This window comes from Actinoplanes sp. NBRC 103695 (genome assembly GCF_030269485.1).
GTDB lineage: Bacteria > Actinomycetota > Actinomycetes > Mycobacteriales > Micromonosporaceae > Actinoplanes.
In genome coordinates this window covers 192,154-203,046 of record NZ_BSTL01000003.1, presented here as the reverse complement: position 1 = coordinate 203,046, position 10,893 = coordinate 192,154, and the positions used below count along the sequence as shown (strand labels likewise).

Sequence of the window (10,893 nt, the reverse complement as noted above, 5' to 3'; positions counted from 1 at the left end):
TGACGGATGTTCAGAAGGTCTCTCCACTGTGTAACGGACGGGGTTGCAGCCCAATATCACGGGCGCTAATCTCCCGATGCTCGGGTTGTCACAACGGGGGAGGCACCATGAGGCGATGGATCATGTACAGACAATCGGCCATGCGTCGCATCAGCGCCGTCTGCGCCGGAACGCTTCTGCTGCTGGGAATGACCGCGACGGCGGCGCACGCGGCGGAGGGGACTCCGCTGGGCCTGCCCGGCTACGGGGCGATGATCGTCGATGACGAGCACTCCCTGGTGTTCGTCAGCGGGGGCCCCAGCTCGAACGGCATCGTCGTCACCGACTTCGACGGCCGGGTCAGGAAGACCATCGGCAAGCAGTACGGCGCCACCGGCATGGCCCTCAACGCCGACCGCACCAAGCTCTACGTCGCCCTCGCCGCCGGCGACGCGATCAGCGTCATCGACCTCAACACGCTGAGGGAGATCGACCGGCACCCCACGGGGACGAGGACCTGCCCGACCCACCTGGCCCGCACCGGCGACAACATCTGGTTCGGCCACGGCTGCGACGACAACTGGACCGGCGGCGTCGGCCGCCTGGACACGGCGGTCAGCCCGGCCACGGTTCAGACGTCACAGCAGGGTGACGCCCGGTTCCTGCGTGCGCCGGTCCTCGCGTCCGCGGACGACGCCGACGGGCCGCTGGTCGCCAGCCAGCTGGCGATGAGCCGCTCGACCAGCTGGGCATACACGGTGGACGACAACGCCCTCGTGTCCAAGGCCAGCAGCGACGCTCCGGGCAGCAACCTCGTCGACACCGACGTCGACGCGACCGGCGAGTTGCTCTACACCGCCAGCCGGTCCACCAACGACTTCCCCGCGTACGAGACCACGGGGCTGACCGGCCGGGGCGCGTACCGCGTCGGCAACCACCCGGCCGCGGTGTCCATCTCCCCGGACGATCAGTACCTCGCGCTCGGCATTCAGAACCCCGGCAACGATGTGCTGATCTACGAGCCGGGCGGTGTCCTGCCGGTCAATCGGCTCGACATCACGGAGGACGTCGTCGCCCTCCGCGGGCTGGCCTGGTCCGAGTACGCCACCAAACTGTTCGTGATCACCGTCGTCACGAGCAGCGGCCCTCCGACTTTGCGGATCATCGACATCTGATTCACCGCGATCATTGCCGATCGATATCGGCAGGTATTCCGTAATGGCGATTTAGCCTCGGGTTGTGGCATCGAATCAATTCGCTCCGAGCAATTCCCGGAACTCCGCCAGGCGGAAAGTCCGCTTGAACTCGGCAGTCGCGGCCGCGCCGAGAAACGTCGGTGCCCGGGATGTAGCTCGCTCCGCCGCGCGGCCCGAGCGTCAGGACGATCGCGTCCGGCGCCGGGGCGTACGTCCGGAGGCCGCCGTCGCCCTCGATCAGTGAACGGATGTCGGCCGCCACGACCTCGGCGTTATCGTCTACCTGCCCGCTGACGCCGCCACGGCGGCGGCGCTGGACGGGCCACGAAGGCCCGCCCTGCGCTTGGTCGCCGGACAGGCTCAGTTACCCCAGAAGATGTAGTTGGCGTTGTACGGGACGCTCACCTTCTGGCCGTCCGTGCAGGCCGTGGCCGGGGCCACGCCACCGAAGGTGTTCATCCGCTGGATGTGCGTCACCGTGCTGAGGAAGCCCTGCCCGGAGTGCGTCTTGACCTCGAGCAGCAGCTCCGGGATGGCACCGGGGACCGGAGAGTTGGCCACCGGGGCGGCGGTGATCAGCGAGCCGTCCGACTCCGACTGCCAGCTCGGACCGCCGAAGTGGTGGATCTTGCGGTTGGCGCCGTCGAACAGGGCGGCCTCGGGAACCGACGAGCCGGTGAACTTGCCACCCGTGCACGTGTAGGTCTGGGTGCCCGTGCCGACCACGAACTGGCCGACGATCTTCAGGCCGGCAGGTGGCTGGAGAGGCGAGGTTTCGGCCGCGGAGGCCTGGTAGGTGACGGCGGAGATGCCGACCGTGACGACGGCGGCTGCGGCGAGGGCGAGTTTCCTCTTGAGCGTGCGCATGCCACCCAGTACGCAGGTCACGACCCGGCGGATGGGCGGGTGCACAGAAGGGCAGCGCATTTGCCCTCAGGTTTGCACCCTGCGCCGGCGGCACCGGCTTCGGGGTCCTCTGCTCATCCCCCGCACCACCGCGGAACGCCTCATCCAGCGCCGGTACGGCATCACCCGCTGAGCCACCAGCCCGCGCCTGGTCTCACGCCAAGAGGTCACGAGGCCGTTTGCCGGGGCATCGAGCCCGTCCGGAACAGCGCGGGGCAGACGCCGGTGATCGTTTTCCGTAACATCAACGACGCTCAACGTCTCTATCAGCGCCAGGAGAGAACGCCCGGCTCCGCGAGGCACAACGTCGCCCGCGCCGCCGTTCGGCCGCTGACATCTTTGCTGTTCGGGGGAGCAGGTCGTGCGTGGGCTGTTCCCCCGGATCTCACGGGGAGGAACACACGAATGACGAGGCATCGGTGGCGATTCCGCCACGTCTTGTTGGCGCTGGTGGTAGCCGTCGGCACAGTGGTGGCGCTGCCCGCGGCGCGGCCCGCCCGGGCGGATGACGCCGGCCAGGGTGGCGACTACGTCGCGCTGTCGACCGGCATGGGACGCGTGCTCAACACGCTGACCGGCGTCGGAACCACCAAGGGGGTACGCGGCCCGGCCAGCACCACCCAGTTCCAGGTCCTCGGCGTGGCCGGCGTGCCCGCGACCAACGTCCGTGCCGTCCTGGTCAACGTGACCACCAAGGCGCCGACGGCCGCCACCTGGCTGACCCTGTGGAAGGGCGACGTGACGGCCCGGCCGGGCGTCGCGACCCTCAACGTGGCCGCCGCCGACAACCTCTCGAACTCGGCGATCGTCGAGGTCGGCGCGAACGGGAAGCTCTACCTGTACAACTCGGCCGGCAACATCGACGTCCTGGTCGACGTGCTCGGCTACTACACGGCGGTCCGCGGCACGAGCGGTCCGGGCGGCTTCGTCGCCGTACCCTCGAACCCCACCGTGCTGAACACCTCGGGCGGGGTCGGCGTCCCGGCCGGCACCATCCCGGCCAACGGCAGCCGTACGGTCAACCTGCTCGGCGGGAAGGTCCCGGCCGGCTCCCCCACGGTCTTCGTCGACCTGCAGGTGGCCGGCGCCACCGCCGAGGGGTGGGTCGGCACCACGCCCACCGGCGGCAGTGGTGAGACCGCCAACCTCGCCTTCGACACCGGCACGACCTCCTCGGGCACGATGATCCGGGTCGCGGCGGACGGCCGGGTCAACCTGGTCAACCACAGCGCCGGCACGATCAACGTGCTGGTCCGTCTCCTGGGCTACCACACCGATCTCAGCGTCACCGGCGCCGGGCTCCGACCGCTGGCCAAGCGTCTGATCGACACCACGCTGCCGGCCAACGGGACGGTCGACGTCGCGGTCGGTGGCACCAACGGCCTGCCCACCCGGGGCATCGCCGGCCTGGCGCTCAACTTCGCCGCCAACAGCCCCGCGCAGAACGGCTACTTCAAGTCGTGGGGCGTGGGCAACACCGAACCGGGCAGCTCGGTGTCGACCTGGAACGCCGGGAAGGCCCGCGCCGGCATGGCCGTCATCCGGCCGGGCACCGACGGCAAGATCAGGGTCAAGAGCGTCTCCACGGGTACGGTGCGCCTCGTCGTCGACCTGCAGGGATGGTTCGCCGAGTCGCTCCCGCCGCTGCCGATCGCGCAGAACTCGCCGACGTCGGTCATCCAGCCGGCGAACCCGGGCGGGACGCTGGGGACGATCGAGTACGCCTACGTGGACAACACCGGTGTGCTGCGGCTCGGCCACCAGAACGACCCGGACGACTTCTCGACCGTGACGTGGAGCGAGGCGCCGGCGACCGAGGAGCCGTACGCGGGGCAGCCGGGCGTCAACGCGTACCCGGACGGCCGGATCCAGGTGACCGTGCAGAACGTGCTGGGCGGCTACTGGGTGGCCAGCCAGACCGCGGTCGGGGCGGCCACCTACAACAAGTGGGGCAACGGCGGCGGCACGATGGACTCTCCGCCGGCCCCCGTCAGCCTCTCCACCGGCGTCAACGTCAACTTCGGCATCGACGACAACGGGGCGCTGTGGCACCACCGGCTGGTCACCGGCACCACGTCGTACTGGCGCAACCTGGGTGACCAGGACCTGGCCGGCTCGGTGACCGCGGTTCCGGTCACCGGCGGCCAGCAGCTGTTCGCGCGGGACTGGTCCGGCGCGGTCCGCACGGTGCGCTACGCCGACGACGGCACGATCGGCGCCTGGGCCACGATCGGCGCCGCGGGTGTCGAGGACAAGCCGGCCGCGCTGCTCTCCGGATCCCGCTTGCGGGTGTTCGTGCGGGCCGGCGACGGCAGCATCCTGACCAAGATCCAGGACGCCGCCGGCACGTGGCCGGCCGCCTGGCAGACCGTGGGCACGTTCACCGCGGCGGGCGCCCCGGTCGCCGTCGTCGACCCCGCCACCGGCCGGACCGCGGTGGTGGCGCGAGGCAGCGACAACCAGATCCACCGCGTCTTCGAGGTCGCACCGGACTCGAACGCCTGGGGCGACTGGGCGCCGCTGGACCCGACCGGCGCCGACGTGTCGGCCACCGATCCGACGATCGCCCCGATCACCAACGCCTCGGGCCGGACCTGGGCGGTCGTCTTCCGCAACGCGAGCGACGCCACCCGCGTCTACGTCCGCGAGGTGTCGGGAGCTTCGAAGAAGACGGCGCCGGTCACCTTCACCGGCCATTCGGTCCCGGTCCCGCCGACCGCGGACTGACCGGGAAAGCAGGATGCCGACCACGGTCTGACCGGGAAAGCGGGATGCCGACCACGGTCTGACCGGGAAAGCAGGGTAAGGAAAGGCCACCGGCAGCCCGCCGGTGGCCTTTCCCCTGGGAGTGACGATCCGCATCCCGGCCGATCAGCGGAATCGGGCGTCGTCCACGGTGTAGCGGATGAACTGGCCGCCGGCCCACTCGTCGGTACCTCGATCCCAGCCGGCGGTGACCTCGCACGGGATGGTGAAACCGTCGAATGTCGCGTCCGCGCCCAGCTCGGCGCCGAACACCCGCTCGGCGAAGGATCCCCGGCCCGTGGCACCCCAGCGGGACATCACCATCGAGGTGAGGGCGCCCTCGTCGGAAACGCTCAGGGTGACCTCGTGAAAGCCGTTGCCGACCTTGATCCGGGCGGCGATCGTGCCGGTGTCGACCGCACGCCATTTGACCTGGGGGCTCAGCGCGACGGCGGGCAGGCTGATCAGGAGTTCGCCGGCGTGCCGGCCGGCGGCGCTGCGCGTCACGTCCGGACCCGCGCCGGCCGTCACCGGTATGGCGCCGAGAGCCCGCCACCGCATCTGGCCGGTGTGGCGGCTGTACCGGTCGAAGCCGATGATCGGCATCCCCATCGCCCGGGCGTTGGCCGCCCACACGAAGCCACGCAGGGCCGAGGTCTCCTGAACGGCGGTGTAGCCGCGCCACCCACCGATCCGGATCTGACCGTGCGTCGCCAGTTCGACGGACAACAGCATCGGGGTGCCCGGTGCGATCGCGTACGTCAGCCATCGCCGGACCGGTTCGGGCAGGTCGGCGGTCATGTCGGGGTGGAAGTGTGCGGGCGCCATGGTCGGCGTGCGAAGGTCGGCCCAGTCACTTCGAGCGTCGTCGGTCAGCCCTGGCGGGACAGGCGTCCGGTGGCGTGCGTTCGTCGATTCGACGGTCACGAGCGAGTCCTTCAAGAACGGTCAGCCGGCTGCGCGATCGATTCGACCAATCGCGCACCTGTCAGCCGCCGGGGTCCAGGACGACACGACAACCGTACGCCTGGGCGGCGCCACGCGGCACGCAAAGGTCGTCACGCTGACCGAGCGGGCCGAAAGCGTCGTCGGGCGCGATGAACAGCAGCCGGCGGGACTTGGTGGGACCCGGACGCACACAGACGTCACCGAGATCGATCTCGAGCGGGCCGAACATCCGGAACATCATGCTGACACTCCCCCCTCTGTGGCGGCCCCGCACGCCACCCATCCGAGCAGGTGGGTCGCCGCCCTCTCGAACGACGACGCTACTGACGCGTAACCCGGCCGGTGAGGGTTGAACAACCCCCATCGGGCGGCGCGCCCTGTGACCTAATCGATAGCTGGACACATCGGCATCAATCGAAGGCCGGGGCTGTGACGATCACCCATGTATCGATACGGTTTCCGGGCCAATCGCGCCGCCGTCCTCAGTGCGGCGCCTTGTCTACGGGGAGTCCTCTGCATGAGTAAGTCCCTCTTCCGGCGTGCCGCTCGGCCGGCCGCCATCGCGCTCGTCGCCGCCACCGTCACGGCGACGACTGTGCTGTTCGGCGGCGCCGCCGGCGCCGCCACCGACCCGGGCAACGGGTCGGGCTCGGAGACCATCAAGTCGACGCTCGCCGACCTGGCCGCCAAGGCCGGCAAGAACCGCAAGGCCAAGGGCGCCGAGGCCCTTGCCTCCGACAGCCTCACCTTCGGCGACATCACCGGCGACGGGCGGCCCGACCTGGGCGCCGTCGACGGGACCGGCACGCTGTGGATCTACCCCGGCACCGGGTACGTGTACCCGGGCACGGGCACGCGGTCCAAGGCGGTCTTCGGCGCTCGCTTCAGCGTCGGGCGCGGCTGGAGCCAGTTCACCACCATCGTGAAGCACGGCGACTTCAACGCCGACGGCAAGACGGACGTCCTGGCTCGCAACACGGCCGGTGCGCTGTTCTTCTACGAGGGCACCGGCACCGCGCCCTCGGTCTTCCGGCCGGGCGTCCAGGTGGGCCGCAGCTGGCAGACGTTCAAGTCGATCGTCGGCGTCGGTGACTTCAACAGCGACGGCCTCGACGACCTGATCGCCCACAAGACCAACGGGGAGCTGCTGCTCTACCGGGGTACCGGTAACGGGGCCAACCCGCTCGCCGGCAGCCCGGCCGTGATCGGCCGCAGCTTCACCGGTGGCCTGCTGACCTCGCTGGGCGACATCACCGGGGACGGCCGCACGGAGCTGTTCTACCGGGACAGCGCCGGCGAGTTGTTCCTCTACCCGAGCCGGGACGGCGACAGCCCGATCGACGCCGGGAACCGGGCGGACGTCGGTGACTACAGTGCCGTCCGTCAGCTGGTCGGGGCCGGCAACGTCTACTCCGACGCCGGCTACGAGCCGATGCCCGACCTGCTGATCCAGGTCAACAACACGGTCATCGTCTCCGCGCCCGACTCCGGCGAGGGCTCGGACGCCGACTTCTCGATCGGCAACGGCTGGAACGCGCTTTACATCTTCTGATCCGGTCGGTGAAGGCCCGGGCGCGATGCTGCGCCCGGGTCTTTCGCTGTGCCTGATCCGTGCGGCCGGGTCAGCCGCGGCTGGAGGTCAGCCACAGCTGGAGGTCAGCCACAGCTGGAGGTCAGCCACAGCTGGAGGTCTGCGACTCCCCGTTGAAGGTGTCGATGTTCTCCACCTTCCAGGATCCGTCCCGGCGCACCGCGTCGACCGCGAACATCGCGCCCGCGGTGGCCGTCTGCTTCGTGGCCGTGCTGGTGTCGCTCTGGGTGGCGAAGACGAGCACCCGCGCCCGGTTGCCGGTCAGCATCTCCACCCCGCTGTTGGTGACCGTGACCGTGACGACCAGACGCTGCTGGGGAGCGTGCTGCCGGACCACCGCGAACAGCTGGTCGTACTGGCAGACGGCCTTGCCGGTCAGCAGGGTCCGGGCGGCCTGCTGGGTCTTGTCGAGGTCGTTGTAGTGGTACGAGAAGAGCGTGTTGACCGCGGTGGCGACCTGACCGTTCGCCTCGCTGGTGGCGGCGTTGTCGGTCAGCGCGGTGTTGGTTCCCGCCGCGGCGCGCACCTGGTGTGCCTGCTGGGCGAACCACACCGCCAGCCCGCCCAGGAGAACCGCGCACACGCCGAGGATCAACGCCGGTAGCCAGGCCCGCCTCGCGGGCGACAGGGGCTGAGCACGCGGCGGGGACTGATCGCCCGGCGAGGAGCCGGCCGATGAGAAGTCGGCCGATGAGAAGTCGGCCGCTGAGGAATCGGCCGCTGAGGAATCGGCCGGCGCCGGCGGTGTCCGGTCGACGAGCGTCCGGCGCCGCGTCAGGCGCCGGGCGACGGTCCGGCTGGGCGGCTCGGACGTTGGTGTCGGCATGCGCGCTGGTTCCTTCCGTACGCGGGCTCAGGCCGCGGAGACCGGTACCTGTCCGATGGAGCTGAGCTTCCAGGTCGACCCGGTCCGGGTGAGCTGACCCGCCAGCCGTTCCCGCTTGGTGGTCGGCCGGCCGGCCGCCGGGGTCACGGTCAGCTCGATGGCCACGATGACGCTCGCCTTGCCGGCACGATCGTCCAGCTCGGTCACCGCGCCGTCGAGGATCTTCGCCGTGGTGACGGTCTTCGCCTTCCGGATCTGCGTGAGAAAGTTCTGGCGGCCCTGGGTGAGCTGGTCACGCAAGGTGCCGGTGGTGGATTCGACCCAGAGATCGACACCGCTCTCCGCCGTACGGTAATCGAGGGTGTTGAGGTTTTGAACGGCCTGCTGGGCGCTGCGCAGAACCTCGTCGCGGGTCTGGGAGTAGCGCAGCGAGTCGTCGTGCGCGGCCGACCACCACGACCAGCCCGTCCACCCCGCGGCGCCGGCGGCGACCAGGGCGAGGACCAGCGCCACCAGTACGAGCGAGCGGGGACGGGTCATCGGACACCCCCACGCGTGGTGCGCTCGTGCAGCCGCCGGGCCCGCAGCACCAACTCCATGGCGAAGCGCGAGTCGGGGTCGTCGAGCTGCTCGCCGAGGCTCTGCTCGAGCTGACGCATCCGGTAGCGGACGGTCTGCGGATGCACCCGCAGCCGCTCGGCGATCTTGGCAGCCGAGCCGCGCGCCTCCAGCCAGGCCTCGAGCGTCTCGATCAGCCGGTCCCGGCGGTGCGCGGTGAGGTCACGGACCGCGGCGAACTCACGGTCGGCGAGTTGCTCGACGAGCGGCCAGTCGGAGAACAGCAGCATCTCGCAGAGGTGGTCCTCGCACAGGATCGCCGGCTCGGGATCGATGGCGCCGGACTCACCCAGCGCGAGCGCCTGCCGGGCCCAGCGCAGCGAGTCCGGCGCCGCGCTCAGCCGCACCGTGGGACCGACCGCGAGCCGGCTGCCGGGGAACTCCTCGATCAGGCCGGTCCGGCGATCCGCGGACAGCCGCCCGGGCACCAGCAGGTACGGCTCGATGGTGTCCAGGTCGGACAGCACGTCGTCCAGAGGTGGTGTCACGTCCTGCGTGCCGAGGCCGACCGCGATCATGGTCACCTCGTCGGGCACGGTCCAGCCGGCCAGGTTGGCCAGGTCCTTCACGGCGCTTTCCGGGGCGGGCGGCGACTCCAGGATCAGCCGCAGCAGCCGGCGGCGCCACTGGATGAGCGCGTCGGCGGAGCGTGCCTTCGCCTCCATGTAGCCCTCGACGGACAGCGTGGCCAGCTGGTCGATGTAGCCGAACAGCGCGTCGGCGAGCTGGAACATGATCGAGGACGCGAGGCCTTCCCGCCGGCCCACCTTCACCGCCCGCTGCCAGGCCACCCGGGCGCCGACCCGGTACGCCGCCTGGAGGCTGTCCAGGCTGCGATCCTCGTTCGCCTCGTACCGGCCGAGCCGCCGGAAGACCCAGTCCCAGCCCTGGTGGGAGGCGGACGGGTCGGCGACCTGGTCGACGAAGGACTCGAGGGCGTGCTCGACGCCCAGCCGCATCGTCTGGCCGTAGGGGCCGTCCATGGGACGCGCGTACTCCGGGATGGTCTCGCGGATCTCGGCGATGATGTCCGCGGCCAGGCTCGGCAGCTCGGCCCGCATGATGACGGCCATGTGACGGGGGAACATCTCCCCCGGTCGCGCCCGGCCGTTTTTCGCAGCCTGGCCGTCGACCTGCAGCGGACGGGTCATCGACGACCACACCTCCCTGAAACCCCTGCGCCTGGACGCAGGCATCGAACATAGTCCATCTCGACCGAGCTGGCGCAAATGCGCGGGTAGTGACAAGAGATCCCGGAACTCTTCGCCATAAGTGATAAGAAATCGCGGCCGGGTGACCGCCGCAACAATTCATCGTCATGACTGCTTGTGGCCCTATGTAACCCGCCAGTAACCTACCGCCGAGGCCGCCTCCGAGCCACTGACGGCCATCAATCCGAAGTCCTGCGCACGGCGCCGAGCGGGCTCGGGAGAAGACCAGCGGAGCGTTCCCGACAGGAGAGTGCCAATGCGCGTACGGACAGCAAGTGTTCTCGTCGCGGTGATGGCCGCGACGGCGATCGGCGTCAGCGCCTCACCCGCCGCCGCCGTGGCCGAGATCAACGCCACCTATCCGATCAACGGCGCCAGCCACATCGCTTCCAACGACTCCGACCTGCCGCTGGGTCCGGGCACCCTGCGCGCCACCGTCAACCTGGACAGCGGCGCGCTCACCGCCGCCGTCTCCCTGCCCCCGGCCACCGGGAACTTCAAGGAGCTCGGCATCATCCCGGTGAGCGCGACCGTCGAGCTCAGCGAGGCGGAGCCGACCACCGGCACGCTGAACCTGAACACCGGCGCGATGCAGAGCACGTCGCACATCACCATGCGGCTGACCCGCCTCACCATCGCCGGCCTGCCCGCCTTCGTCGGCAACCGCTGCCAGACCGTCACCCCGGCCGAGATCCCCCTGAACTCGGAGCCCGGCTTCAGCGTGTTGCGCGGCGGCACGGTCTCCGGGACGTACACCATCCCGCCGTTCGAGCACTGCCTGCTGAACACCGGGTTGATCAACCTGGTCATCCCGGGGCCGGGCAACACGCTCGCCCTGACCCTCGGCCCAGCCGTCCTCGGCTGAGCATCCCC

10 protein-coding genes are annotated in these 10,893 nt (G+C 70.1%); 4 read left to right on the top strand and 6 right to left on the bottom strand.

Annotation, left to right across the window (positions count from 1 at the left end; genetic code table 11):
- Positions 1-140: 140 nt before the first annotated feature.
- Positions 141-1,154 (top strand): YncE family protein, encoded by a 1,014-nt coding sequence (locus QSK31_RS05775; protein ID WP_285681709.1) that lies wholly within the window; start codon positions 141-143, stop codon positions 1,152-1,154.
- 381 nt (positions 1,155-1,535) lie between these two features.
- Here QSK31_RS05775 and QSK31_RS05770 read toward each other — a convergent pair whose 3' ends face one another.
- Positions 1,536-2,042, bottom strand: a complete 507-nt coding sequence (locus QSK31_RS05770) for a DUF3455 domain-containing protein (protein WP_285681707.1) — start codon at positions 2,040-2,042, stop codon at positions 1,536-1,538.
- 444 nt (positions 2,043-2,486) lie between these two features.
- On the opposite strand from QSK31_RS05770, the gene QSK31_RS05765 reads away from it, so the two are divergent.
- Positions 2,487-4,808, top strand: a complete 2,322-nt coding sequence (locus QSK31_RS05765; RefSeq protein ID WP_285681705.1) for a DUF8189 domain-containing protein — start codon at positions 2,487-2,489, stop codon at positions 4,806-4,808.
- 144 nt (positions 4,809-4,952) lie between these two features.
- Here QSK31_RS05765 and QSK31_RS05760 read toward each other — a convergent pair whose 3' ends face one another.
- On the bottom strand, positions 4,953-5,753 hold the full coding sequence (locus QSK31_RS05760; protein WP_285681703.1) for a DUF6544 family protein: 801 nt from the start codon (positions 5,751-5,753) through the stop codon (positions 4,953-4,955).
- 61 nt (positions 5,754-5,814) lie between these two features.
- Entirely contained in the window at positions 5,815-6,015 is a 201-nt protein-coding gene (locus tag QSK31_RS05755; RefSeq protein WP_285681701.1) for a hypothetical protein, read from the bottom strand.
- A 276-nt stretch (positions 6,016-6,291) separates the two neighbouring features.
- Between QSK31_RS05755 and QSK31_RS05750 the strand changes: the two genes are divergently transcribed.
- Positions 6,292-7,326, top strand: coding sequence for an FG-GAP repeat domain-containing protein (locus tag QSK31_RS05750; protein ID WP_285681700.1), 1,035 nt, complete (start codon positions 6,292-6,294; stop codon positions 7,324-7,326).
- A 121-nt stretch (positions 7,327-7,447) separates the two neighbouring features.
- On the opposite strand, the gene QSK31_RS05745 is transcribed toward QSK31_RS05750, so the two are convergent.
- The 3 genes from QSK31_RS05745 to QSK31_RS05735 are packed head-to-tail and all read right to left on the bottom strand — an operon-like array spanning position 7,448 to position 9,960.
- A complete protein-coding gene (locus QSK31_RS05745) occupies positions 7,448-8,191 on the bottom strand; it encodes a hypothetical protein (RefSeq protein WP_285681699.1) in 744 nt (247 codons plus the stop codon).
- Between the two features lie 27 nt (positions 8,192-8,218).
- Positions 8,219-8,731 (bottom strand): Rv1363c family protein, encoded by a 513-nt coding sequence (locus tag QSK31_RS05740; protein ID WP_285681698.1) that lies wholly within the window; start codon positions 8,729-8,731, stop codon positions 8,219-8,221.
- Complete coding sequence (locus tag QSK31_RS05735) at positions 8,728-9,960, bottom strand: PucR family transcriptional regulator (protein ID WP_285681697.1); 1,233 nt, start codon at positions 9,958-9,960, stop codon at positions 8,728-8,730. Before QSK31_RS05735 ends, QSK31_RS05740 begins: the two co-directional genes overlap by 4 nt.
- Positions 9,961-10,276: 316 nt before the next feature.
- Between QSK31_RS05735 and QSK31_RS05730 the strand changes: the two genes are divergently transcribed.
- Entirely contained in the window at positions 10,277-10,885 is a 609-nt protein-coding gene (locus tag QSK31_RS05730) for a hypothetical protein (RefSeq protein WP_285681696.1), read from the top strand.
- Positions 10,886-10,893 lie beyond the last annotated feature (8 nt).

Excerpts from the sequence above, each read along its gene's own strand:
- QSK31_RS05730 (WP_285681696.1), top strand. The coding sequence starts at position 10,277 with ATGCGCGTACGGACAGCAAGTGTTCTCGTCGCGGTGATGGCCGCGACG.
- QSK31_RS05750 (WP_285681700.1), top strand. The coding sequence starts at position 6,292 with ATGAGTAAGTCCCTCTTCCGGCGTGCCGCTCGGCCGGCCGCCATCGCG.
- QSK31_RS05755 (WP_285681701.1), bottom strand. The coding sequence starts at position 6,015 with ATGATGTTCCGGATGTTCGGCCCGCTCGAGATCGATCTCGGTGACGTC.
- QSK31_RS05765 (WP_285681705.1), top strand. The coding sequence starts at position 2,487 with ATGACGAGGCATCGGTGGCGATTCCGCCACGTCTTGTTGGCGCTGGTG.
- QSK31_RS05745 (WP_285681699.1), bottom strand. The coding sequence starts at position 8,191 with ATGCCGACACCAACGTCCGAGCCGCCCAGCCGGACCGTCGCCCGGCGC.
- QSK31_RS05735 (WP_285681697.1), bottom strand. The coding sequence starts at position 9,960 with ATGACCCGTCCGCTGCAGGTCGACGGCCAGGCTGCGAAAAACGGCCGG.
- QSK31_RS05740 (WP_285681698.1), bottom strand. The coding sequence starts at position 8,731 with ATGACCCGTCCCCGCTCGCTCGTACTGGTGGCGCTGGTCCTCGCCCTG.
- QSK31_RS05770 (WP_285681707.1), bottom strand. The coding sequence starts at position 2,042 with ATGCGCACGCTCAAGAGGAAACTCGCCCTCGCCGCAGCCGCCGTCGTC.
- QSK31_RS05775 (WP_285681709.1), top strand. The coding sequence starts at position 141 with ATGCGTCGCATCAGCGCCGTCTGCGCCGGAACGCTTCTGCTGCTGGGA.